Raw genomic sequence first — 24,055 nt, 5'->3', positions numbered from 1 at the left:
ACAAATAACACCATCATCCCGAAATACTCTATCCACCATTTTTTGGGGTTTTTTTTTTTTTTTATCTCCCCCGGGCCCGGGGGCTATCCGCGCCCCGGGGCCCCCTTCCGTATGCCCTCCCGCTCTCCCGCGACCTCCTACGACACGGCCTTGAAGCGCCGCAGCAGCAGGCTGTTGCCGACCACGAAGACCGAGGAGAAGGCCATCGCCGCTCCCGCGATCATCGGGCTGAGCATGCCCATCGCCGCCAGCGGCAGCGCGCCCACGTTGTAGACGAAGGCCCAGAACAGGTTGGACTGGATCGTGCCGAGCGTCCTGCGGGCCAGCCGGATCGCGTCCGCCGCCACCCGCAGATCGCCCCGGACCAGGGTCAGGTCGCTCGCCTCGATCGCCGCGTCCGTACCCGTGCCCATCGCCAGACCGAGGTCGGCCTGGGCCAGCGCCGCCGCGTCGTTGACGCCGTCGCCGACCATCGCCACGCTCCGGCCCTCGGCCTGGAGGCGCTTGACCACGTCGACCTTGTCCTCCGGCATGACCTCGGCGATCACCTCGTCGATGCCGACCTCGGCGGCCACGGCCTTCGCCACGGCCTCGTTGTCACCGGTGAGCAGGATCGGCTTGAGGCCCAGGGCCCGCAGCCGGGTGATGGCCTCGGCACTGGTCTCCTTGATCGCGTCGGCGACCTCCAGCACGGCCCGCGCCTCGCCGTCCCAGGCGACCGCGATGGCGGTACGGCCCCGGGCCTCGGCCTCGTCCTTGGCCCGCTTCAGACCATCGGGGAGCCGGATCTCCCACTCGGCCAGCAGCTTCTCCCGGCCCACGAGCACGGCGTGCCCGTCGACGACACCCTGGACACCGAGTCCGGGGATGTTGGCGAAGTCCTCCGGCGCCGGGAGCTTCCCGACCTTCTCCACCGCCCCGGCCGCGACGGCCTGGGCGATCGGGTGCTCGGAGGCGTTCTCCAGAGCGCCCGCCAGACGCAGGACCTCGTCCTCGCCGGCCGAGTCGGCGGTGTGCACACCGAGGAGCGCCATCTTGCCGGTGGTGACGGTGCCGGTCTTGTCGAGGACGACGGTGTCCACCTGGCGGGTGGACTCCAGCACCTCGGGACCCTTGATCAGGATGCCCAACTGGGCGCCGCGGCCCGTACCGACCATGAGGGCGGTCGGCGTGGCCAGACCCAGGGCGCAGGGGCAGGCGATGATCAGTACGGCGACGGCCGCGGTGAACGCCGCCGCCCAGCCCTCGCCCAGCGCGAGCCAGGTGACGAGGGTGCCGATGGACAGCAGGATCACGATCGGCACGAAGACGCCGGAGATCTTGTCGGCGAGCCGCTGGGCGGCGGCCTTGCCGGTCTGCGCGTCCTCGACCAGCTTGGCCATCCGGGCGAGCTGGGTGTCGGAGCCGATCCGGGTCGCCTCGACGACCAGCCGGCCGCCCGCGTTCAGGGTGGCGCCGGTGACCCCGTCGCCGGGGGACACCTCGATCGGGACGGACTCGCCGGTCAGCATGGACGCGTCCACGGCGGACGAGCCCTCGATCACGATGCCGTCGGTGGCGATCTTCTCGCCGGGACGGACCAGGAAGTGGTCGCCGACCTTCAGTTCGTTGGTCGGTACCCGGACCTCTTCGCCGTCGCGGAGGACGGTGACCTCCTTGGCACCCAGCTCCATCAGGGCCCGCAGGGCCGCGCCGGCCTTGCGCTTCGACCGGGCCTCGAAGTAGCGCCCGGCGAGGATGAAGGTGGTGACGCCCGCCGCGGCCTCCAGATAGATGTTGGAGGCGCCGTCGCTGCGCTGGATGGTCAGCTCGAAGGGGTGGGTCATGCCGGGATATCCGGCGTGGCCCCAGAAGAGCGCGTACAGGGACCAGATGAACGCGGCGACCGTGCCGACCGAGATCAGCGTGTCCATGGTCGCGGCGCCGTGCCGGGCGTTCTTCCAGGCGGCCCGGTGGAACGGCCAGCCCGCGTAGACGACGACCGGGGCGGCGAGCGTGAGCGACAGCCACTGCCAGTACTGGAACTGGAGCGCCGGGATCATCGCCATCGCGATCACCGGGACGGAGAGGACCAGGGCCGTGATCAGCCGCTCGCGCAGCGTCCGCAGCTCCGGATCGTCCTCTTCCTCCTCGGCGCCCGGCGCCCCCGCGCCGCCGTCGGCGGACGCGGCGGACTGCTGCTTCGGCTTCGGCGGGGCTGCGGTGTAGCCCGTCGCCTCGACCGTGCCGATCAGGTCCTTGACGCTGATGCCGTCGGTGAAGGTGACCCGCGCCTTCTCGGTGGCGTAGTTGACGGTCGCCTCCACGCCCTCCATGCGGTTGAGCTTCTTCTCGATCCGCGCGGCACAGGAGGCGCAGGTCATCCCGCCGATCGCGAGCTCCACCTCTTGGTTATGGGTGGCCGTGTGCGCCATGCTTCCTCCCGGTCCGGCTGCTTAATACCCCTACAGGGTATCCCGTCTGGATCTATATATACCCCCCCTGGGTATGTGCACGCAAGTGGCGCGAGGGTTTTCCCGGCGGGGGAGGCGCGCAAGCCAGGGGTGGGGGCGCGAACCGGCCACCGCCGCCGAACTCTCATCCGCCCGCTGATGCGCCCCGGAAACCCGCGGACTAGGCTGAGCTATTGGACTAGACCTGTCGTGGGTCCAGCCGTCACCGCCACCACCTGGAGGAATGGGTCACATGAGTAACCGTGGGCTTCTGGAGGTGATCGCTCTGGACGCCGCCGACGCCGTCGCGGCCCAGTCCGGTGGCGCGGACCGGCTGGAGCTGGTCACGGACATGGCGGCGGACGGGCTGACCCCGCCCCGGGAGACCTTCGCGCGGATCCGTGCCGCCGTGGACATCCCGCTGCGGGTGATGCTGCGGCTCGCCGACGGTTTCGCGGCCGGTTCGCCCGAGGACGTACGGGCGCTGGTGGAGGCCGCCGCCGGGCTGCGCGAGGAGGGCGCGGACGAATTCGTCCTCGGCTTCCTCGACGCCGACGGCCATCCGGACCTGGTCACCGTCGAGCGGCTGCTGGCGGTGATCTCCGGCTGCTCGTGGACCTTCCACCGGGCGATCGACCGGGCCACCGACCGGGACGCGCTCCGCAAGCAGCTCGCCGACCTGCCCGGACTCGACACCTATCTCACGGCCGGGTCCGCCGCCGGGGTCGACGCCGGCCTGGACACCCTGATCGCCGAGGCCGGGCGCCGTACCGAGCCGGGATACGAGCAGCGGCTGCTGGTCGGCGGCGGGCTCAGGCTCGACCACGTCCAGGCCCTGCGCGCCGCCGGGATCGACGCCTTCCACATCGGCGGGGCCGCGCGCCCCGGCGGCTGGGCGGGGCCGGTCAGCGCCGACGCCGTACGGGAATGGCGGACGGCGATCGACTCGGACGCCTGAGCCGTTACGACGCCTGAGCCGGTACGGCTCCGGCGACGAAGGCCGCTTCCCGGCGGTTGTCCACCGGGAAGCGGCCTTCGTGTTCAGCGGGCGGGCGCGGACGTCCTTGGTCGGGGGACGCCGGAGGAGCGGGTGTCCGGGGTCAGCGGACGTCGACGAAGTCCGCCGTCGAGGTGATCGGCGCGACCGTCCCCGTACCGGCGTACCGCAGTCGCCAGTACCCGTCGGCCGACGCCTTGACCGTGGTCCTGACGTTGCCCGCCTTGTCGGTCTTCAGCGTCTTGACCGGTGTGTAGGTCTTCCCGTCCTTCTTCTGGAACTCCAGGTACACGGTGTGGTTGATGTACCCCGTGTAGGTGTTCCGGTCCCAGTTCACGATCCGCAGCTGGCCGTCGACGGTGAGCGTCTTGCCCTTCTTCACCGGCTCGGGACCCGCGTTCACGGTGAGCTTGGTGTGACGCAGGAGGGTGAGCTTTCCGGCCTTGTCGTTGACGTACTCACCGGTTCCCCCGTCGAAGACGGCGAGGGCGAAGTTCCAGTGGCCCCCGGCCTTGTTGTGGAGGTCGATCTTGGGCATCACCAGGAAGTCGGCGACGCAGTTGGCCGAGGTGCCCGAGCAGCTCTTGAAGCCGTCGACGGGAACCCACGGGTTGGTCTCGGAGTAGGTGGTGCCGCCCCACAGCTCGGCGTCCACGAATCCGATGGTGTCCGGCGCCTTCACGGTGAAGGTCGCGCGGACGGGCTTGTCGGCGAGACCGACGACGAGCGGCTTGCCCCCGTTGACCACGACCTTGCTCACGGTCGGGCCTTCCGCCGCCGCCTTGGCGGAACGGGCGGAGACACCGGACGTACCGGCCTTCTCGAAGGTGCCCGTACGGTCCTTGCGGGACGAGTCCTCGGCGACGGCGTGCGGGGCGAGAAGCCCGGTCAGCGCCAGGGCGCCGGTGACGGCGGCGATGGATGCACGTATGCGCATATGTTCCCCAGTTTGTGAATTCATCGGGGTACGGAGACGGGGCGGCGCGCTCCGCCCCGCCCCGCCGTACCCAGGGTCTGTGATTCGGGAGGTCCGACCCCCCGAACGGGTGAATGGTTGCATCCCGGCGCCCGATCCGGGAACGGGGGCGGTGCGATACGTCCCCACGCCGGGCGGGCCCGGTCCGGAAAGCCGGCGGTGCGACGGCCTGGCTCAGACGGCGGCCAACTGGCCCGGCAGCGGCTGCCGGTGGATCACCGTCAGCCCCGAGACCGCGCGCGTCAGGACCACGTACAGCCGCCGCAGCCCGGTCCGTTCGTCCGGCTCGCCCGCGACCACGGACGCCGGGTCGTCGAGGACCACGTAGTCGTACTCCAGACCCTTCGCCAGCGACGCGGGCACCAGCGTCAGCCGGGACCCGGCGGTCGTCTCGTCGCCCGGGTCGAGATGCGCGAGACCCGCCGCCGACAACGCGGCGGCCAGCGCGGGGACACGTACATCCGCCGCGATCAGGCCGATCGACCCCTCGCGCAGCAGCGCCGCCCGGCAGGCCGCCACGACCGCCGCGTCGAGATTCTCCACCGCCGCCTCCTCACCACCGGGGATCCCATGGACCTCCAGCGACCCCGGCGCCTCACGGACCGACGACACCTCCGTCAGCCCGGGGGACATGAACGGCAGCAGCCGGGAGGCGTACGCGATCACCTCGCGCGGCACCCGGAAACCGGCCGTCAGCTCCTCCACCAACGCGTCCGGCTTGCCCAGATGGGTCAGCGCCTCCTCCCAGCTCCCCGTCGCCCACGGCGTGGTCCCCTGCGCGAGATCGCCGAGCACGGTCGCCGAACCCGTCGTACAGCGCCGCCCCACTGCCCGGTACTGCATCGGGGACAGGTCCTGCGCCTCGTCGAGGACGACATGGCCGAGGGACGGGGTGCGCCGGACGAGATCCGTCGCCTCGTCCACCAGGACGGCGTCCGCCGCCGACCACCTGGCCGACCGTACGGACCGCGCGGGCTTCGCCCACAGGATCGCCCGCTGCTCGTCGTCGTCGAGCAGCCCCTCGGCGTGCGCGGCGAGGAAGTCCGGTTCGGAGAGCAGCCGCAGCACCAGCTTGAGGGGGTCGGCCTTCGGCCAGATCGCCTTGACGGCCGCCTTCACCGCGTGATGCCGGGCCACCGCGTCCTGCACCCGGTCGTCGGGCGCCTCCCCGGACTCCTCCATCCGGACCAGGACCGCGTGGGCGATCCGCTGCGGCAGGGCCTCGGACGCGGCGGCGTACCGGATGTCCCGCGCCAGCAGCTCGTCCACCATCTCGGCGATCTCGTACGCCGGGATCCGCCAGCGCCGCGAACCCCGCTCGACGACCACCGGCTCGGTCGGCGCGGTGACGTACGACCGCAGGGCGCGGCGCAGCACCTCCGCCATCCGGGCATCGCCCTTGACGACGGCGGCGGCGGGGGAGTCGGCGCCCCGCACCTCCACATGGGAGACGAGTTCGGCCACGGTCGCCTGGGCGACGTCGAGTTCGCCGAGGGCGGGCAGGACCTGCTCGATGTAGTGGAGGAAGGAGCGGTTGGGGCCGATGACGAGAGTGCCGGTACGGGCCAGCCGCTCCCGGTGCGCGTAGAGGAGGTACGCCACCCGGTGCAGGCCGACGGCGGTCTTCCCGGTACCGGGGCCGCCCTGTACGCAGACGGTGCCGCCGAGCGACGCGCGGACGATCTCGTCCTGTTCGGGCTGGATGGTGGCGACGATGTCCCGCATCGGGCCGACACGGGGGCGCTCGATCTCGGCCTGGAGCAGCCGGCTGGTCCGGGATCCGGTATCCGGGCCGGTACCGGGGGTGCCGAGCCGTTCGTCCTCGTACGCGGTCAGCTCACCGGCCGTGTAGCCGAAGCGGCGGCGGAGATCGACGTCCAGGGGGTCGGTGCGGGTCGCCCGGTAGAAGGGCTGGGAGACCGGGGCCCGCCAGTCCAGCACCATCGGCTCGCCGGTCCCGTCGTGGACATGGCGGCGGCCGATGTAGAAGTCGTGGCCCCCGTGCTCGCCGCCCTCGTAGCCGAGCCGGCCGAAGAAGAGGGGGGTGTGGGCGAGATCGGCCAGCTCCTTGATCCGCAGCTCGGTCCTGGCCTCCAGCGCCTGCTTGTTGACCCAGTTCGCCGCGACGTCGCGGATGTCGAGCGCCTCCACCTCCTCCCGCATCGTCCTCAGGGCCGAGCGGGAGGCCGCGAGATGGGCGCGCTCGCGGTCGAGGGCGCCACCGGGCGCGGGGCCGGCGCCCCCGGGGTGCTCGGGGTCGGCCCCGGGGACGGCGGGCGGGGGTACGGGCGCGGACACGGTGGGCCTCCGGACGGGTGCGGCGGCGCGCGGCGGGACGCCGCGAGCGGACGGGTCGGATGTACGGCACGGGCATACGGACGACCCGTCACGGGCGGGAAGACGCCGGGTGGGGGCGGGTATGCCGGGAGCCGGCCGGTTTCCGTCCGGGCGGCGGCGCTCCTGAGGCGGAGGCGGGGAACGGCGCAGTCTAGTCAGGGCCGGGCCGGGCGGCGAATGCTTTCTCCGCGGGCTTCCGACGGCCGGGGGACCGGGCGCCTCTCAGGGTCGGTCACCGTCCTTGAGGATGAGGGGCGTCGACTGAGGGATGACGCGGCGGCGCCCGGCCTCCTCCCGAAGTGCCGCCTGCCGGGGGTCACCCTTATACCCGGAGTCGGAGAACGGAGGGGTACGGGTTACAACGTGCGGCCGATGCGCTGACCAGGGGCGGAAGAGCACCATGGACACATGACGACGACGACTCTCACCTCCTCGGTCCAGGTCCCCGGCCCCCGCCACGGCGCCACGGCCACGGACGCGGCGCACTCCGGGCACCGCGCGGGCGGCGCGCTGCGAGCGGTCAAGGTGTTCGCCTCGGCGATCTTCAGCGTCGCGGTGCTCGGCGACTACGACGCGGAGGCGGCGGGCGTCCGCCGCAACTGAGCCGGGCCGGGGCCTGAGTACCCGTACCTACGGCTTTGAGCGCCGGGACGGAGGCGCGCCGCCCCCGCCGGCGTCTTGACTGGACACCATGCCGACCGAGACCGAGACCGAGACCGAGACCGAGACCGAGACCGAGACCGAGACCGAGACCGAGACCGAGACCGAGCCGCAGCCGGCCCGCGCACGGGCCGACTCCACCGCACCGGACTCCTCCACCGAATCCTCTGCCACCGACTCCGCCACCAACGCCAACGCTGGCGCGCTCCGGGTCATGGCCGCCGTCGGCCTGCTGCTCTTCCTCGGCGCCTGCTTCCTCTCCGTCCTGCTCGCCTACCTCGACGCTTACCAGAGCGACCAGCGTGCCGGCCCGCTGGTCGACGCCGGAATGAAGGTGCTGATCCCCGCCGGTCTCACCGGGGTGATCGCCGCTGTCGTACCGCGCGACGGCATGCCGAACACGGTACGCGGCACCCTTGTCACGCTCCAGTACGTCCTGACGTTCCTCGCCCCGGTACTGGTCGCGGCGGACGGCTGACGCTTCGGCCGGGACCGGCAACCGTCAGTCGCTCCGCGACTCCGCCGCGCCGCCGCTCAGCAGATCGTCCGCGTCCATGATCCGGTAGGCGTACCCCTGCTCGGCCAGGAACCGCTGCCGGTGGGCGGCGAAGTCCTGGTCGATGGTGTCGCGGGCGACGACCGAGTAGAAGCGCGCCTCGTGCCCGTCCGCCTTGGGCCGCAGCACCCGGCCGAGCCGCTGGGCCTCCTCCTGGCGGGAGCCGAAGGTGCCCGAGACCTGGATGGCGACCGTCGCCTCCGGCAGGTCGATGGAGAAGTTGGCCACCTTCGACACGACCAGGACCGAGATCTCGCCCTGCCGGAACGCCTCGAAGAGCTTCTCCCGCTGGGCGTTGGACGTCTCACCCTTGATCACCGGCGCGTCCAGATGCTCGCCCAGCTCGTCCAGCTGGTCGATGTACTGCCCGATGACCAGCGTCTGCTCGCCTTGGTGCTTGGCCACCAGCGCCTCCGTCACCTTCCGCTTGGTAGCGGTGGTGGCGCAGTAGCGGTACTTCTCCTCGGTCTCGGCGGTGGCGTACGCCAGCCGCTCCGAGTCCGTCAGATTGACCCGTACCTCCACACAGTCCGCCGGGGCGATGTACCCCTGCGCCTCGATCTCCTTCCACGGCGCGTCGAACCGCTTCGGGCCGATGAGGGAGAAGACGTCGGACTCCCGGCCGTCCTCCCGGACCAGGGTCGCCGTCAGACCGAGCCGGCGCCGGGCCTGGAGGTCGGCGGTGAACTTGAAGACGGGCGCGGGCAGCAGATGCACCTCGTCGTAGAGGATCAGCCCCCAGTCCCGGGAGTCGAACAGCTCCAGATGGGGATAGATCCCCTTCCGCTTGGTGGTCAGCACCTGGTACGTGGCGATGGTGACCGGGCGGATCTCCTTCTTCGTACCGCTGTACTCGCCGATCTCGTCCTCGGTCAGCGACGTCCGCTTCACCAGCTCGTGCTTCCACTGCCGGGCGGAGACCGTATTGGTCACCAGGATCAGGGTCGTGGCCTTCGCCTGCGCCATCGCCCCGGCCCCGACCAGCGTCTTCCCCGCGCCGCACGGCAGCACCACGACACCCGACCCGCCGTGCCAGAACCCCTCGACGGCCTGCCGCTGGTACGGCCGCAGGGCCCAGCCCGTCTCGTCGAGATCGATCCGGTGCGCCTCCCCGTCCACGTACCCGGCCCGGTCCTCGGCGGGCCAGCCCAGCTTGAGCAGCGTCTGCTTGATCTGCCCCCGCTCGGACGGATGCACGACCACGGTGTCCTCGTCGATCCGCGTCCCCACCAGCGGCTGGACCTTCCGGGACCGCAGGATCTCCTCCAGCACCGGCCGGTCGTTGCTGGTGAGCACCAGCCCGTGCACGGGGTGCTTGGAGAGCGTCAGCCGCCCGTACCTGGCCATGGTCTCCGCGACGTCGACCAGCAGCGCGTGCGGCACCGGATACCGGCTGTACTCGACGAGCGCGTCCACGACCTGCTCGGCATCGTGCCCGGCGGCCCGGGCGTTCCACAGCCCGAGCGGGGTGATGCGGTACGTGTGGATGTGCTCGGGCGCCCGCTCCAGCTCGGCGAAGGGCGCGATGGCACGACGGCAGGCATCGGCCCGCTCGTGGTCGACCTCCAGCAGGAGGGTCTTGTCGCTTTGGACGATGAGTGGGCCGTTCACCTGGTACGCATCCCTTCGGGCAGGCGACTCCCCGGATGGGGCAGCCAAACTTTCAGTGTGCCGTATGCGCGGTCGACAGGGGGCCGGGTCCGGCGCGCGGGGGCTTGTGGCCGGAAACCACACACAGCGGCACTCGACCGGGTGAAGGACCTGGCTGTTGCGGCTACTGGCTTGTATCGTCAAATTTTGACGAGATGGTCCTTTGGACGGCAGGTAAAAACGCTTGAGGAGGTTGCCATGTTGCTTCGGTTCCAGGTGACCAACCACGCGTCGCTCCGTGATGAGCAGGAGCTGTCCCTGGTTGCGTCCGACCGTCACCCCGAACGGGCGGAGCAGGAGCTCACCAGAGGCGGGCACCGCGCGGTGCCCGTCGCGGCGGTCTACGGGACGAACGCGTCCGGCAAGTCCAACGTGATCGACGCGATCCGGTGGATGCGACGCGCCGTTCTGTCGTCCTTCCGGCGCTGGGATCCGAGCGGTGGGGTGCCGCGTCGGCCCTTCGCGCTGCGCCGGGACGCGGCGGACTGGCCGACCTCGTTCACCATGGATTTCGCCCTGAACGGAGTGCGGCACGAGTACGGCTTCTCCGTCGACGACGACCGGGTGACCGAGGAATGGCTCTACTGCTATCCGGAACGCAAGGCGAACCGGCTGTACGAGCGGAAAGGCGACGAGGTCGCTTTCGGCCGTTCCCTCACGGGGCGGAAGAAGGTTATTTCCGAGCTTCTCCGGCCGAACAGCCTCTATCTCTCCGTCGCCGCGGCCCAGGGGCACGATCAGCTCGGCGAGGTGTTCCGCTGGTTCCAGTCGGGGCTGATGCTGGCCACGGACCTGAACTTCAGAAGCCGGCTGGACCAGACGGTCCAGCTTCTGCTCCGTGACCGGGAACAGAACGAGCCGGGGCCCGTCGCGCATCTGCTCTCCTTCGCGGATCTGGGGGTTTCCGGTCTTGAGGTCATGGAACCCGACGAGCGCCTCATGGAGGACTACCGGCGGGTCACCGAAGCGATGAGGGATGTGCTCGGAGAGCGCGTAAGAGTGGAGGCGCCGCCGGGGCCGGTGCGGGTGGAGCACCGCACCGAGGAGGGGGTCTTCCCGTTGGATCTGGCCGAGGAGTCCAGCGGTACCCGTACCTGGATCGGTCTCATGGGGCCCGTGCTCACGGCTCTGACCCAGGGGGCGGTGCTGTGCGTCGACGAACTCGACGCGCGGCTCCATCCATACCTCGTGGACGCGCTCGTCGGGATGTTCCAGTCCCCCGAAATCAATCGGAACGGGGCACAGCTGATTTTCAGCACGCATGAGGCCGCCCTTCTGGGGCGGAATGTCCGGACCGAGATCTACCGGGACCAGGTGTGGTTCACGGAGAAGGATCCCGACACTCTGGCCACTCGGCTCTTTCCGCTGACCGAGTTCCATGTGCGCGACCCGCTGGACAATACGGAGAAGCGATATCTGGCCGGGCGTTACGGGGCGATTCCCTTTCTGGACGATGATGTGATGCGCGAGATTTCCGGGGCAGTCGGAGGGGCGTAGATGGGGCGTCGGGGGAGGCCGTTACAACGGGCCGCCAGTTGGCGGTCCGAGCAGCGCAGGTTCCTGATCTACTGCGAAGGCGAGTGCACGGAGGTCCAGTACTTCAAGGGTCTGGCGCGAGGAGAGCTGAAGTCGCTGCCCGTGACGGTGTGCCTCGGCGGTGATCACGGGGAACCGAAGTCCCTGGTCCGGTCGGCCATCAAGCACATGGAACGGGCGCCCCGGTCGGCGGCCGACCGCCACACGCCCTACGACGAGGTGTGGTGCGTCGTGGATGTCGAGGCGCCACGTCCGCACCCCTCGTTCGACGAGGCCGTGTCCCTCGCCCGCCGGGCCGGGGTGAAGCTGGCCGTGTCCAACCCCTGCTTCGAGCTCTGGCTGCTGCTGTACGTCCGGGAGGTCGCGGCCTACCAGACATCGGCTGCCGCGCAGACCGCGCTGGAGAAGACGGCCGAGTGCGGCTACTCGGCCGGGCGGAAGCATCTTGATTACGACCAGCTCCGTGGTGGTACGACCGGAACCCGGTACGACGAGGCCAGGCGGCGGGCGCTCGGTCTGCGGGGCAGGAGCGATCAGGGGCATCGGGCCAACCCGTGGACGGATGTGGACATTCTCGTAGAGCAGTTGCGCGAGGCCCGGATACGTCCCTGAGGGGAGCACGGCCGGGCTCGCTGCCCGCCCGTGCCGTGACAAGACTCTTTCTGCCGCCGTTCCTGCCGCCGCCCCTCGCGTCGGCCGGGCTCATTCGTCGGCGAGTTCGGCGACCCCCGTGATCCGGTGGAGCGGGTAGGTGCGGACCTCGTCGGCGGTGTGGTCGTAGCCCGTGACGAAGCCGCCCTCCACCCGGACCGGGGCGAGGACGCGCTGGCTGGCGGCGCCTTCCGCGTTGACGTAGCCGATCCAGACGGGGGAGCCGGTCATCACGGCGGCCTGGACGGTGGCCAGGGTCTCGGCGGCGGAGGTGCGCGGGAGGCCGCCGGGGGCGGACGGGGTGGCGGCGGTGGGTTCGGGGCCGGTCGGTTTGCGGGCGACGGTGGCCGCGAGGTCGCCCGCGCGGATCGCCTTCACGGCGGCGCCGAGCAGGGTCGGGTTCGGGACGGGCGGGCCCTCCGGCACCGGGGCGGGGGGTGTGCGGGGCGGCGTACGGCGGGCGTGGGCGCGGGCGATCAGCACATCGCCGTCGGAGGACTCGGCGGCCGGGGCGAAGCCCATGGACCGGAGCCCGGCCAGCAGGGTCGAGGGGTCGGCGGCGGAGGCCAGGACAGTGGGCGCGAGCCTGCGCAGCCGGAGCCCGGCGGACCGCTTGTCGGCGACGATCTCGCCCAGGATCGCGTCGTCGTCGCAGCGGACGTACGAGGACGCGGCGCCGACCCGGAGGTGCCCGTGGCGGCGGGCCACATCGTCGATGAGGTAGCCGAGGGGCTGCGGTACCGGGGTACGGGAGTGCAGGGCGAGGAAGGTGTGCAGATCGGTGGCGGTCCGCCCGGCGTCGAGCGCCCGTCGTACGGAGCCGGGTGTGAAGCGGTAGACGGTCGCCCCGCCCTTGGACTCGACGTCCGCGAGGACGGCGAGGGTCTCGGCGAGCGGCCGCCGCAGCGGGCCGGGGGCGACGGCGGTGAGATCGGCCTGGAGGAGTACGTGGTCGAGCGGCTCGGGCAGATTGGGCGCGAGCGCGTCGGCCGCGGCGCGCAGCAGTTCGTCGGGGACGGTCCGCGGGAGGTCCTCGGGGGCGGTGCCGGTGTCGGGGCCGGTGTCGTGACCGGGCGTGCCCGGCTCCGGGAGGCCGAGCAGGGCGCGGCCGTGCGTGGAGAGGGCGCCGCGGCCGGTGACACCGAGGTACTCCGCCTCGGAGAGGGTCCAGCCGGCGAGGCGGCTGCGGAGATCGGTCGCGCCGACGCCGTAGGAGCCGCCAGGGCCCGTGCCCGCTCCCGTACCGGCGTACGCGGCGCCGTCCGCGCCGCGCAGGGGGTGCTCCCAGTGGAGCCTGGCCAGGACGCTCGCCGGGGTGGGCGCCGTCGCGGGCGGGAGCGCGCCGATGAGTTCGAGCACCCGGCGCCGTACCTCCGGAGCCGCCGACCGGTCGAGACCTGGCCCCAGGGTGGCGAGGGTGCGGCCCTTGCCGTCGAGGGATCCGACGAGCGCCGATGTCCGGGTCGCGGTGAGCCAGGCGCCCGCGAGCCGGGCCCAGCGGAGCGGCGCGGGCAGCTCCAGCCACGCGTCGTAGGCGGGTGTCGGCGCGTACGCCTCGTCCGTCTCGCCGTCCGCCGCCACCAGGCCCGCCGCGTACGCCAGCTCCAGCCAGAAGGCGGCCACCGGCTCGGTGGTGTCCAGCGCGACCGCCGTGCGCTTGAGGTCGCGTACGGAGAGACCGCCCGCGCGCAGTACCTGCGGGCCGCCCTCGTGCCACTCCTGGAGCAGGTCCTCGACGGTCGACAGGGCGGTCAGCGCCTGCCCGGCTGCCGCGCCGTCCACAACCTGTGGACGGGCGGCCAGTACCGAGGCCGCGGGCACCAGCTCCGGGGGCCGGGGTTCGACGACGCGATGGGCGCGGCCCGCCCGCAGATGCAGCGCCGCCTCCCGCGGCAGGACCACGGTCCGCATGGACGCGGGCAGCAGCAGGCCCCGGTCCCGCAGCCAGCGCACCGGCGGCGCGGGATCGGCGGTGATCTCCCCGTACGGCGGCCCCCACACCAGCCGGTCGAGGACCGCGGACGCCTCCGGTGGGGCGGTGTCGAGGAGCGCGGACATCCGCTCCCGGTCCGTGAAGAGCGCCGTCAGGGATCCGACGGCGGACACCGGGTCGTGCGTCGACGGCAGTCCGACCCGCGCGACGATCTCCTGGAGCCGCCCCGGGGACATCCCGGACGTCGCCTCGGCGACCGTCGGGCCGAGACCGGTGGGCGACGGGCGGGAGGGCGACGGCGCCAGCAGCTCGCGCGCCGTGCGCACCAGCCGCAGCCGGTCGTCGCCGCCCCACACCAGGGCGCGGGTGCGCAGCGCCGTGACCGCGCCGGGCAGCGCGGCGGCCACCGCCGGGTCGGCGCGGTCGCCGTGCTCGCCGTCGTCACCGGTGAGCAGGGCGAGCAGATCGCCGTACGACGCCGGATCCGGCACGACGGCCAGCGCCTCCGCCGTCTGGAGGGTGAACCGGTCGAGCCGTTCGAGTACCCGGACGACGGACGCCCGGGTGCCCGCGCGGGTGGCGAGCTGCGTCAGATCGCCGGGTACCGGGTTCAGCAGATCGGGGCGGGCCCGCAGCAGCGCGGCCAGCTCGGCGTCCCCGGCGGTGCGCAGCGCGTCGGCGAGCGTGCGCGGCTCCCCGCGCGCCGGCGACGGGCCGGCCGCGCCGACCGGGTCGCGCCCCGCCTCGCCTCCTGCGCCATCGGTCGGTTCGTCGTACGGATCGGCCTGGCGCGCGCCGCGTGGTTCCTCGGGCTTCGTCCCCATCCGCCCCACGGTAGTCGCTGTGGTCCCCCGGTCGCGCTACCGTCGTTGCGTGGATCACGACCGGTGTGGCGCCGGGCGGGTTCCGGTCCGGGGAGCGCGCGAGGGGAACCGTCCGTGGGGATCGAGAGCGAACAGCTCGTCTACGACTATCTGAGCCGGGTCGGCGACGTCGCCCACCGGCGCCAACTCCCCTCCGGGGCGCGGATGGAGCTGGTGGCGTCGCTGCGGGGCGAGATCGAGCGGCAGCGCGCCGGTGCGGTGTCGGACAGTCCGGCGGCGGTACGCCGGATCCTGGGCCGCCTCGGTACCCCCGACGAGGTCGTGGACCAGGCGGCGGACACCCCGCCGCGCGCCGCGCCCGCCCCTTTGTTCCCCGAACCCGCCCAGGAACCTCCCGCGCCGGGCAAGGGCCTGCTCCCGGCCCAGCGGGTACGGAAGTTGATCCCCCGCCCGCGCAAGGACCGCGCCGCCCCCGCCGTACCGCCGCCCGCGTCCCCGCCGGGTCTGCCGCCCCATCTCGCGGGCCTCGACGAACTGGGCCCGTCCATCGGCTCGGGCCCCGACATGTCCGGCGACACCGACTGGTGGGACGCCGCGCCGCGGCCGTACGGCGCGGGGGAGCGGGTGGGCGGTTTCACCGGCGGGGTGGAGATCCCGGAGATACTGCACCCGCCGCGCGACGACGAAGAAGAGACGGACGACGGGGAAGAAGAGGGCGAGGAGGAGGCCGATGAGGAGCCGGAGACCCGGCCGGGCCTCCTCCCGAGGCTGCTCTCCCGCCGCGCCAAGGACCCCGAGAAGGCGGCGGCCGTCGCCGTGGCCGCCGGACTGGGCAGCCCGATACTGCTGGTGGCGGCCCTGCTGCTGATCGGCGGCGCGGTCCTCGGTTCGTGGATCGCGCTCGCCCTCGGCTGGCTCATCGCCTACGGCTCCCGCCGGCTGGGCCCCACCGAGACGAAGATCGCGGTCCTGGGCATCCCGGCGACGGCGGTCACGGCGGGCCTGGTCTGGCTCTGGGGCCGCGCCACGGGCCGCTGGGGCGCGCCCCTCCCCGACGAGGCGATGCGCGACGCCTTCACGGACACGGGCCCCTGGGTGCTGCGCGCGGCGGCGGTCGTCTCGGCGCTGTATCTGATCCGGCGCGCGCGTCGGGTCTGAGCCGCCGGGTGATTCAACGTCCCGGCGGCCCCCAGACCCCTCAGGGCCACAGCCGGTGGCGCTCCCACGGGCCGTCCGGCCCGGGGCGCTCGTACCGCAGCCGCTCGTGCAGCCGGTCCTTGTCGGCCTGCCAGAACTCGATCTCCGTCGCCCGGAGGGTACGGAGCGTCCAGCCGGGGCTCACCAGCCCCGGCTCCGCCTCGATCCGCCGCCGCGCCGCCGCGAACTCCCGGGCGCGCTCCGCCTCGTCGTCCAGCCGCCCGCTCTGCCGCCCCATCAACACCTCGGCGCGCGCGGACACCGACCTGGCCAGCAGATCGGCGGCGCTCGCCGCCGCCTCCGCCACCACCACCGGCCCCCGGACCCGCACCTGCCGCCCCAGCAGCGGCCAGTAGAAGGTGAGCGCCGCGCCGGGCCGGTCGGTCAGCTGACGCCCCTTGGGGCTCTGCTCGTGCACGGCGAACTGCCAGCCGTCGCTGTCGACGTTCTTCAGAATGAGCACCCGCGCGTCGGGCACCCCGTCCGCCCCCACGGTCGACAACGTCATGGCATGCGCCTCGGGCACCCCTGCCGCGACGGCCTCCCGCAGCCAGTCGAGAAACAACTCCACGGGCTCCTCCGGTGCCCCCGCCGGATCGAACTCGGCCAACGGCCCCCCGAACACCTCCAGCCCGCGCAGCCACTCCCGTACGGTGCCGTCCGCTCCGCTTTCCTTGTCCTCCACCGGTCCTCCGTATCGCCGATCCGCCATGCGTCGTTCGATCCCATTGTTGGGGAACGTTGTGACGCCGGGACGTGTTCGGGACTATTACGTGCTTGGCAACTGGGCGCTGCCTTGGCGCGGGACCTGATGGAGGAGGGCGGGGTCCCGACTCTCACGGAAGCTGTCCACAGCTTCGCGCGAGGGCTTCCCGCAAGCATCTGAAAGTGCCCTCGGGACGTTGGCCGAGGGCACTTTTGTTCCATGAGGGTGTGGGCGTCAGACCGCCGGTGAGCCGGAGCCGGAGCAAAGGTCGCGTGAGCCCGGGGCCTGGTGAGAGCTGGTCGGCGAGCCAGGAGAGGACCCTACGGTCGCCCCGCACACGGGACAGTTTCCTTCGCAGATTCCCGGTTCGAAGCGAGTGCCGGGGCGGTGGTGCATGCAGTCTTCCATCAGGACTCCTTTGTCGGTGGTGCACTGATGTGGTGGTGCCGAGCACTCCGCCGCGCGACCGTTCCCGGTCTGCGGGGAGGGTCTAGAAGGTCTTTTGGAGCTCGTACTTGCTACCGGGGGACTGTCCCGGCCGGGCGGTGTGTACGAGCAGGCAAAAGACCTTGGATCCGTTGTGGAAGTGCACACCGAATCCGGGGTGGCCGTCGTCCGTGTAGGGGTAAGCACGGGCGATCTCGTCGCAGCCCGAGTTCGCCATGGCGGCGGCGAAGTAGTGCTTGGCCCGCTCGGGAGTGATCGAACCGTCCTGAAACAATTCCGGGAACGGCAACTCCGCCGGAGCCTCGCCGTGAACCGGGGCCTCGGCGTTCTCATGCTTCTCACCCGGGGCGAGCGCCGCAGTGATACCGACCCAGATCTGCGCCCCCGTCGAGAACGTGACGTGCAGACCGACGGTGTGATCCCCGCGGTCCCACGACTCGACCTCCCGGATATCCGGCGCATTCCGGAGCGTCTCCAGGGCGAAGGCGCGAAAGCGTGCGAGGCGCATTTGTGATCATTTCCTCTCGTGGTGGCCACGCCAGTCTAGGAGCGGCCGCCGACAGGGTGCGCCTCTTCATTGCGGCGCGCGCTTGCGGGTGACGGCGGAGCCGATGCGAAGTGACTCAAATCACACCACTCTCTCCCGGGTTTCGTTGCGGAAACCCAGCTCGTCGGGAACGGGTCCGTGGGTGGGAGTGGTGGCGTGTTGCGGGCAGGCGTAGCGGATCTCTCCGTCGCGGTAGCCGACTTCGACGGCGGCGGGTGAGGCGCGGCCGCAGATGACGCAGGGGTTGTCGGTGGGCGGGGGGAGGGTCTGGGTGAGGCTGTCGTGGTTCATCGGCGGAGTAGTCCGGGTGGGAGGGGGAGGTAGGTGCCCGGGGGCAGGATGTAGAGCTTTCGGCGGGGCCGGGTGGCCTGCTCCCGTGCGTGGAGGATGGCCTGGGCCTGTTCTTTGGTGGGGCTGGTCCAGGGTTGGCGCCAGGGGTCGGGGCGGGTGAGGTGTTCGGCGGTGTGCCGTCCGGGTTCGGACCGGGACGGGGTCAATAGCCGCAGGGCCTGTCCGAGTAGGCGAACGATGCGGTCACGCATGGTCGTTCAGCTCCTTTTACGAGCTGCCGGACGAGTCCCGGCGAGACCGTTGGAGCGCGGCGCGGGCCTCGGTCTCCACGGTCAGTGGGTCGGTTCCGGTGGCGATGCGGCGGAAGGTCTCGGCGCGCCAGTCGCGGGGGAGTCGCCGGACGCGGTGGGCGAGTTCGGGCGCGTCGATCGTGCGCAGGTGGATGTAGTCCGGCAGGGGTGGTGGTTCGCCCTTCTCGGCGTACGCGGTCGCCGCCGCGAGGGTTTCGGTGAGGGTGGGGCGTTCGGGGTGGCGGGTGCGGGCGCCGTGGTGGAGGTCCCGGAGGACGGCTGCTCGCCAGGCGGCGGGGAGGTTGCCCCACTGGCGGGCCATGTCGACCGCGTGCAGGGCGTGTTCGGCACGGTCGGGGTCGGCCTCGGGCCACCGCCCGGCGCCGCGGGGGTCGTAGAGGGCGGCGAAGTGGGCGGCGTCCATGCACAGGGCTGTGATCCCGGGCCCGTACGCCTCCGCATCGACATCGACGGGCCAGGTCCGGCCGATCTCCCGCGCGTCCGCCGCACACCAGTGGACGGCCGCCCGGGTATGCCCGGGAAGCGCCTCCCACACCCCGGACGAGACCAGGGCGCCCCGCACCAGCGGCCCCACCTCCCCCGCCAGCCGGGCGACGACCGGCCACTCCTTCAACCGCCAGCACCCCAACGCGTCCAACACCTGACGCACCCCGTCCCAACCTGTCCCGATGGCTAGTTTGCTGTTCAAGAATTCGGCTCTCTCCGTGGGTGAATGAGGCGGAGGCGATGAGCGCTCTCCCCTCTCCCTAAGCAACTGCGCGGCTACGCTGAGCGGTAGCGCTTCGGCGTGAGCGGAACTTGAAACCCTTGAATTTCGCGTGTGCGGAGGTCGGGTCATGGGCGATCGGGAATCGAACGCGGGGCTGGCGCGACTCCTTCGCGAATCGGGTTGGACGCACGCCCAGTTGGCGCGCCGGGCGAACCGGATCGGCGCGGAGCTGAACATGTCGCTCCGCTACGACGAGTCGGCCGTGGCCCACTGGCTCGGCGGGACTGTTCCCCGGGAGCGGGCCCGCCGGTGCGTCGTCGAAGCCTTCTCCCGGAAGCTCGACCGGCCTGTGACGTACGCCGAAGCAGGCTTCCCCGTGCCCCGAAACGGGCAACCGGATACCGAGGTCGACTTGGTGGAGGGGCTGATCGAGTTGGGCAGACATGACATGGACTCGTCGCGTCGCGGAGTCCTCGGGGCCGGGCTCTTCTCGGTCGCGCTGGCCGTTCCGGGATGGCCCGACGTGGTCGCGCGGGCCGAGGCGCTCAAGACCGGCTGGTCGGCGCGTATCGGCATGGCGGACGTGGAGATGGTGCGTTCGATGACCGACAGGGTGTCCGACCTCGACGATCAGTACGGAGGACGGCACGCCCGGCCGCTCGCCGCCACGATCCTGGTGAACACCGTGGCCGATGCGTTGCGTGCGGATGCCGGACCCGGGGTGCGTAAGGCCATGATGTCCGCAGCCTCGGATCTCTGTTATCTCGCGGGATACATGGCGGTGGACGAGGGGCTGCACGGGCTGGCGCAGCAGTACTACGTGAAGGCGCTGGAACTCGCGGGCGGGGCGGAGGACCACCTCACCTACTGCACGACGTTACGAGGTATGAGCGTCCAGGCCGCAGGGCTGGGACACGGCTCCAAAGCGCTGGACTTGGCGAACGCCGCCGCTGCCGCGTCCCCTGCCGCCGGACCCCGGATGCGGGCCTTCCTTGTCGGACAGCAGGCCCACGCGGCGGCCATGACCGGTGACAGAACAGGGGCGCTCCGGCAGATGAGCGAGGCCGAGCAGGACCTGAGTCGCGCCGACAGCCAAATGCCCGCCATGGGGCGGTATGACGCCGCCGCCCTCAACTATCACGTCGCTCAGATGCGCTTCGAACTCAAGGACACCAAAGGCTCCGTGGAATCCCTGATTCAATCGAGCCGGCTCCGCTACGACGTCTATCGGCGTACCCGGGTCCTGCACGGTGCGATGCTCGCCGAGCGTCAATTCCAGCTCGGCCACCTCGAAGCCGCCTGCCACACCTGGAAGGCCGCGCTCGACGAATACCACCTCGTCCAGTCCGGGCGGGTCGATGAGCGAATGCGGACCATGGTGCGGCTCGTCCGGCCGCATACCGGGAACGCGTACGCCCGCGACCTCCATGAACAGGCACGGGCCACGCTCCCCGCCCGGCTGACGGCGGCCTCGTCCGGGGCGAAGCGCGTGTAGGGCGCAAGGAACGGCAGAATGGGGGTTATGGACGCCCAGGACCCCGTTTCCGGCCCGGCGGACGGCTCGTACGACTCGTACGCCTTCACCGTCGGGTTCGACCTCGATATGACCCTGATCGACTCGCGGCCGGGGATTCACGCCACCTACGTCCGGCTCGCCCACGAGACCGGGGTGCGGATCGACGCCGATCTCGCCGTGACCCGGCTCGGGCCGCCTTTGGAGCAGGAGCTGGCGCACTGGTTTCCCGATGATCGAATTCAGGCCATGGGGGACCGGTACCGGGAGATCTATCCCGAGTACGCGATCGAGCCCACCCTCGCCCTGCCCGGCGCCGACGACGCCGTGCGGGCCGTCCGGGAGTGCGGCGGGCGGGCGATCGTCGTCACCGCCAAGCACGAGCCCAACGCGAAGCTGCACCTCGCGCACCTCGGGATCGTCCCCGACGCCGTGATCGGCTGGCTGTGGGCCGAGGGCAAGGCGGAGGCCCTGCGGGAGTACGGCGCGGCGGCGTACGTCGGCGACCACACCGGGGACGTCCGCGGGGCCCGGACCGCCGGAGCGCTCTCCGTCGCCGTGCCCACAGGCCCCTGCTCCGCCGCTGACCTGCTCGAAGCCGGGGCCGATGTCGTACTGGACGATCTGACGGCCTTCCCCGCCTGGCTGCGCGGGCAGGCCGCGGCGCTGCGGGACCGTACCGCCTGATCCGGTCGTACGGTCAGTCCGTCACCGCTTTGGCCGTCCGGCGCTGTGCCGCGATCGACCGCAGCACACCGGCGCCCGCGATCGCGAAGCCGACCCCCATGAGCATGCACACGGCATAGGCGACCGGCGGGAAGGGGTCCGTTCCCAGGAACATCGGGACGAAGGTGATCAGGGTGGCCACGGCGCCGATGACGAAGACGATCGCGCCGGCCCGGACGAGCCCGTCCCCCGGCGCGGAAGGAGTAGCAGTCATCCGGCCAGGGTAGTTCCCGGCGGGGACGAACCGTTCGGCGACGTCTTGTCACCAGCCCCTGGACCATTAGCCTTGGGTGTGATGCGGGTCGGGCGACCCGCCGCACTGCTATCCGGACCGTTTTTCACCGTGTTTGGCGATTTTACCGAGTTTCCCCAGGGTCCCTGAGTTTTCTACAGTTCCCTACAGATTCCCGAAGTCTTCGCGGCGCGCCCGCGCCCGACGAAACGCCCCGACGAGTACAAGGACGAGGACAGACGTGCCTACCGGCAAAGTCAAATGGTTCAACAGTGAGAAGGGCTTCGGCTTTCTCTCCCGCGACGACGGCGGCGACGTCTTCGTCCACTCGTCAGTACTGCCCGACGGAGTCGATTCGCTGAAGCCCGGCCAGCGGGTGGAATTCGGTGTCGTCGCAGGTCAGCGCGGAGACCAGGCGCTGTCCGTGGTGGTACTCGACCCGACGCCCTCGGTCGCGGCCGCACAGCGCCGCAAGCCCGACGAGCTGGCGTCGATCGTCCAGGACCTGACCACCTTCCTCGAAAACGTCACCCAGCAGCTGGAGCGCGGTCGCTACCCCGACAAGGCGCAGGGCTCGAAGATCGCCGGCATGCTGCGGGCCGTCGCGGACCAGCTCGACGTCTGACGGCACGGCGGCCGTCATCCGGTCGCTCCCCTGATCGGGTGAGCCCGGCGCACCGAGGCCGAGGGGCGGTACATGCCCCTCGGCCGTTTCTGTTCCCGCGCGCCCCTTCACGCCCGCGCGCGCCCCCATCGCGGGGAAGCCCCGCTACGGGAAGTCCAGCGCTCCCGGGGCCAGCGCCGGGACCAGGCCCTCGGCCGCCGCGCGGGTCAGCAGACCGCGTACCGCCGCATAGCCGTCCGGCCCCAGATCGGCCGTGAACTCGTTCACGTACAGCCCGATATGCCGGTCCGCGACCGATGGATCCATCTCCTGAGCGTGCTCCCGGACATACGGCCGCGACGCCTCCGGGTCGTCCCAGGCCATCCGGACCGACGCCCGCGCCGACGCCGCGAGCAGCCGCAGCCGCTCCGCGCCCAGCGACCGCTTCGCGATGATCGCGCCCAGCGGGATCGGCAGCCCGGTCGTCTCCTCCCAGTGCTCACCCATATCGGCCAGCCGCGTCAGCCCGTACTCCTGGTAGGTGAACCGCGCCTCGTGGATCACCAGACCCGCGTCCACCACACCGTCGCGCACCGCGGGCATGATCTCGTGGAACGGCATCACCACGACCTTGCCGACCCCGCCGGGGACCCGGTCCGCCGCCCAGAGCCGGAACAGAAGGTACGCCGTCGACCGCTCGGACGGCACCGCGACGGTACGCCCCACGAGATCGGCGCCCGTACCCGTACCCGTACCGGTGTCGCGGGTGAGCACCAGCGGCCCGCAGCCGCGCCCCAGCGCCCCGCCGCACGGCAGCAGCGCGTACTCGTCGAGGACCCAGGGCAGCACCGCGTACGACACCTTCAGGACGGTGCCCTCGCCGCGCTCGGCCATCCCGTTCGTGACATCGATATCCGCGAAGGTGACCTCCAGCGGCGGGGCCTCGGGCACCCGGCCGTGCGCCCAGGCGTCGAAGACGAAGGTGTCGTTGGGGCAGGGGGAGTACGCGATGTCCATCAGCTCTCCTTCGGCTCTGCCGCCGGCGGCGGCCCTTCGAAGAGGGGGCGCAGCCGCCGGAAGCCCTCCGTCAGCGCGGCCAGCGCGTCCTTGATCCGCCAGGCGTCCCGGTCCCGGGGGCCCACCGCGTTGGAGATCGCGCGGATCTCCAGCACCGGCAGCCCGTGCGCCGCCGCGGCCTCCGCGACGCCGAACCCCTCCATGGCCTCCGCGCCCGCCCCCGGATGCCGCCCGCGCAGCTCGGCGGCGCGCCCGGCGGAGCCCGTCACGGTGGAGACGGTCAGCACCGGGGCGTACAGCGCGCCCGTCAGCCGTACCGCCGCCAGCGCCGGCTCCCGCGGCGGACGGTGCGTGTCCCGGCCGAAGCCCAGCTCGTGGAGGGGGAGCCAGCCGCCGTCCGGCGTGCCGGCGCCCAGATCCGCGGCGACGATCGTCTCCGCGACGACGAGGGAACCCACGGGCGCGGCCGGGGCGAAGCCGCCGCCGATACCCGCCGAGACGACGAGGTCGTACGGCTCGTTCGAGGTTCCCGCCCGGCTCAGCGCCACGGCGGTACGCGCGGCGGCGGCGGCCGGGCCGACACCACCGACCAGCACCTCGGCGCCGCACTCCGCCGCGCCGACGGCCTCGGCCTCCGGCGCGACGGCGGTCACGACCAGTACGCGCATCTCATCGCCTCCGGTCGTGGGGCCGCGGGTGCTTGGAGCTGTCGGGTCAGCCGGTCTTCTTGAGCTTGAACTGCCAGACGCCGACCGGCTGCTTGTCCTTCAGCTCCACGATCTGAAGCCGCAGCTCGTCCTGGCCACCCGGCGGGAAGAAGGCGCGGCTGTTGATCGACTGGTACGTCTTCTTCGACTCCTCGGCCTCGTTGGAGAGCGAGCCCTCCACGCCGAGTACCCAGCCGTTCTCGGCGATCGCCGGGTCGACACCGATGCGCAGCGGCTGGTCGGTGTCGAGCTTCAGGGTCTTACCGGTCTTCTTCATGCACTCGTCGAACACGTCCTTGGCGAGCGGCTTGCCGTCGTTGTAGCAGGCGGCTTCCGTGTTCACCGACTCCGTGCCGATCGTCAAGGTCGCGACCGGCGTCGGCTTTTCACAGGCGGTGAGGGCGAGAAGCCCGGCGCCGACGGCGGCGATGGAGGCGGCGGTCCGGCGGCGGGTCCCGGACAAGAACGCAACGGTCATGCCCGAAGGCTATCTGCC

Annotated in this window: 23 protein-coding genes; 9 read left to right on the top strand and 14 right to left on the bottom strand. The window is 71.7% G+C overall.

The genetic code is table 11. The annotated features are described in order from the left end of the window. Window positions 1-137: 137 nt before the first annotated feature. Window positions 138-2,414 (bottom strand): heavy metal translocating P-type ATPase, encoded by a 2,277-nt coding sequence (locus ACFXG1_RS11490; RefSeq protein ID WP_384721025.1) that lies wholly within the window; start codon window positions 2,412-2,414, stop codon window positions 138-140. Window positions 2,415-2,685: 271 nt separating this feature from the next. Here ACFXG1_RS11490 and ACFXG1_RS11485 point away from each other — a divergent pair, with 271 nt between their 5' ends. Next, a complete protein-coding gene (locus ACFXG1_RS11485; RefSeq protein WP_384721028.1) occupies window positions 2,686-3,390 on the top strand; it encodes a copper homeostasis protein CutC in 705 nt (234 codons plus the stop codon). 142 nt (window positions 3,391-3,532) lie between these two features. Here ACFXG1_RS11485 and ACFXG1_RS11480 read toward each other — a convergent pair whose 3' ends face one another. Beyond that, on the bottom strand, window positions 3,533-4,366 hold the full coding sequence (locus ACFXG1_RS11480; RefSeq protein ID WP_384719951.1) for a calcium-binding protein: 834 nt from the start codon (window positions 4,364-4,366) through the stop codon (window positions 3,533-3,535). A 213-nt stretch (window positions 4,367-4,579) separates the two neighbouring features. Further along, window positions 4,580-6,568 carry a HelD family protein gene (locus ACFXG1_RS11475; RefSeq protein ID WP_384742174.1) on the bottom strand — a complete coding sequence of 663 codons (1,989 nt, stop codon included), beginning with the start codon at window positions 6,566-6,568 and terminating at the stop codon, window positions 4,580-4,582. 582 nt (window positions 6,569-7,150) lie between these two features. Here ACFXG1_RS11475 and ACFXG1_RS11470 point away from each other — a divergent pair. Beyond that, a complete protein-coding gene (locus ACFXG1_RS11470) occupies window positions 7,151-7,345 on the top strand; it encodes a hypothetical protein (protein WP_384719949.1) in 195 nt (64 codons plus the stop codon). An 88-nt stretch (window positions 7,346-7,433) separates the two neighbouring features. Continuing rightward, window positions 7,434-7,880 (top strand): hypothetical protein, encoded by a 447-nt coding sequence (locus ACFXG1_RS11465; protein WP_384742168.1) that lies wholly within the window; start codon window positions 7,434-7,436, stop codon window positions 7,878-7,880. A 24-nt stretch (window positions 7,881-7,904) separates the two neighbouring features. On the opposite strand, the gene ACFXG1_RS11460 is transcribed toward ACFXG1_RS11465, so the two are convergent. Beyond that, a complete protein-coding gene (locus tag ACFXG1_RS11460; protein WP_384713458.1) occupies window positions 7,905-9,569 on the bottom strand; it encodes a DNA repair helicase XPB in 1,665 nt (554 codons plus the stop codon). 237 nt (window positions 9,570-9,806) lie between these two features. Between ACFXG1_RS11460 and ACFXG1_RS11455 the strand changes: the two genes are divergently transcribed. Continuing rightward, window positions 9,807-11,105 (top strand): ATP/GTP-binding protein, encoded by a 1,299-nt coding sequence (locus ACFXG1_RS11455; RefSeq protein WP_384713455.1) that lies wholly within the window; start codon window positions 9,807-9,809, stop codon window positions 11,103-11,105. Next, a complete protein-coding gene (locus tag ACFXG1_RS11450) occupies window positions 11,106-11,756 on the top strand; it encodes an RloB family protein (RefSeq protein WP_384713452.1) in 651 nt (216 codons plus the stop codon). Between the two features lie 90 nt (window positions 11,757-11,846). On the opposite strand, the gene ACFXG1_RS11445 is transcribed toward ACFXG1_RS11450, so the two are convergent. After that, on the bottom strand, window positions 11,847-14,552 hold the full coding sequence (locus ACFXG1_RS11445; protein ID WP_384713449.1) for a helicase C-terminal domain-containing protein: 2,706 nt from the start codon (window positions 14,550-14,552) through the stop codon (window positions 11,847-11,849). A 114-nt stretch (window positions 14,553-14,666) separates the two neighbouring features. Between ACFXG1_RS11445 and ACFXG1_RS11440 the strand changes: the two genes are divergently transcribed. Further along, window positions 14,667-15,710, top strand: coding sequence for a hypothetical protein (locus tag ACFXG1_RS11440; RefSeq protein ID WP_384713446.1), 1,044 nt, complete (start codon window positions 14,667-14,669; stop codon window positions 15,708-15,710). 40 nt (window positions 15,711-15,750) lie between these two features. Here the strand turns inward: ACFXG1_RS11440 and ACFXG1_RS11435 are convergent, their stop codons facing one another. The 5 genes from ACFXG1_RS11435 to ACFXG1_RS11415 all read right to left on the bottom strand — a co-directional run bounded on the left by ACFXG1_RS11435 (window position 15,751) and on the right by ACFXG1_RS11415 (window position 18,700). Continuing rightward, on the bottom strand, window positions 15,751-16,461 hold the full coding sequence (locus ACFXG1_RS11435; protein ID WP_384713443.1) for a pyridoxal 5'-phosphate synthase: 711 nt from the start codon (window positions 16,459-16,461) through the stop codon (window positions 15,751-15,753). 484 nt (window positions 16,462-16,945) lie between these two features. Next, window positions 16,946-17,410, bottom strand: a complete 465-nt coding sequence (locus tag ACFXG1_RS11430; protein WP_384713440.1) for a hypothetical protein — start codon at window positions 17,408-17,410, stop codon at window positions 16,946-16,948. Between the two features lie 120 nt (window positions 17,411-17,530). After that, the gene (locus ACFXG1_RS11425) at window positions 17,531-17,740 is read right to left on the bottom strand and encodes a hypothetical protein (RefSeq protein ID WP_384713437.1); all 210 of its coding nucleotides are present in this window, start codon (window positions 17,738-17,740) and stop codon (window positions 17,531-17,533) included. Further along, complete coding sequence (locus tag ACFXG1_RS11420; protein WP_384742164.1) at window positions 17,737-17,991, bottom strand: hypothetical protein; 255 nt, start codon at window positions 17,989-17,991, stop codon at window positions 17,737-17,739. The genes ACFXG1_RS11425 and ACFXG1_RS11420 overlap by 4 nt, the downstream gene beginning before the upstream one ends. A gap of 16 nt (window positions 17,992-18,007) precedes the next feature. Continuing rightward, window positions 18,008-18,700: a hypothetical protein gene (locus tag ACFXG1_RS11415; RefSeq protein WP_384742162.1), complete on the bottom strand. Its 693-nt coding sequence runs from the start codon at window positions 18,698-18,700 to the stop codon at window positions 18,008-18,010. Between the two features lie 187 nt (window positions 18,701-18,887). Here ACFXG1_RS11415 and ACFXG1_RS11410 point away from each other — a divergent pair, with 187 nt between their 5' ends. Then, on the top strand, window positions 18,888-20,255 hold the full coding sequence (locus tag ACFXG1_RS11410) for a tetratricopeptide repeat protein (protein WP_384742160.1): 1,368 nt from the start codon (window positions 18,888-18,890) through the stop codon (window positions 20,253-20,255). Window positions 20,256-20,282: 27 nt separating this feature from the next. Then, window positions 20,283-20,960: an HAD family hydrolase gene (locus ACFXG1_RS11405; RefSeq protein WP_384721096.1), complete on the top strand. Its 678-nt coding sequence runs from the start codon at window positions 20,283-20,285 to the stop codon at window positions 20,958-20,960. 13 nt (window positions 20,961-20,973) lie between these two features. On the opposite strand, the gene ACFXG1_RS11400 is transcribed toward ACFXG1_RS11405, so the two are convergent. Beyond that, window positions 20,974-21,213 (bottom strand): hypothetical protein, encoded by a 240-nt coding sequence (locus ACFXG1_RS11400; RefSeq protein ID WP_384721099.1) that lies wholly within the window; start codon window positions 21,211-21,213, stop codon window positions 20,974-20,976. 259 nt (window positions 21,214-21,472) lie between these two features. On the opposite strand from ACFXG1_RS11400, the gene ACFXG1_RS11395 reads away from it, so the two are divergent. Beyond that, window positions 21,473-21,856 carry a cold-shock protein gene (locus ACFXG1_RS11395; protein ID WP_384742158.1) on the top strand — a complete coding sequence of 128 codons (384 nt, stop codon included), beginning with the start codon at window positions 21,473-21,475 and terminating at the stop codon, window positions 21,854-21,856. 144 nt (window positions 21,857-22,000) lie between these two features. Here ACFXG1_RS11395 and ACFXG1_RS11390 read toward each other — a convergent pair whose 3' ends face one another. The 3 genes from ACFXG1_RS11390 to ACFXG1_RS11380 are packed head-to-tail and all read right to left on the bottom strand — an operon-like array spanning window position 22,001 to window position 24,037. Further along, entirely contained in the window at window positions 22,001-22,852 is an 852-nt protein-coding gene (locus tag ACFXG1_RS11390; protein WP_384742156.1) for a 1,4-dihydroxy-6-naphthoate synthase, read from the bottom strand. Beyond that, window positions 22,852-23,520, bottom strand: a complete 669-nt coding sequence (locus ACFXG1_RS11385) for a futalosine hydrolase (protein WP_384742154.1) — start codon at window positions 23,518-23,520, stop codon at window positions 22,852-22,854. Before ACFXG1_RS11385 ends, ACFXG1_RS11390 begins: the two co-directional genes overlap by 1 nt. A gap of 46 nt (window positions 23,521-23,566) precedes the next feature. Continuing rightward, a complete protein-coding gene (locus ACFXG1_RS11380; protein ID WP_384742152.1) occupies window positions 23,567-24,037 on the bottom strand; it encodes a DUF2771 domain-containing protein in 471 nt (156 codons plus the stop codon). Window positions 24,038-24,055 lie beyond the last annotated feature (18 nt).

Origin of the sequence: Streptomyces sp. NPDC059248, from assembly GCF_042753905.1 — a bacterium.
Classification (GTDB): domain Bacteria; phylum Actinomycetota; class Actinomycetes; order Streptomycetales; family Streptomycetaceae; genus Streptomyces.
This window is presented reverse-complemented; position numbering and strand designations above follow the sequence as displayed.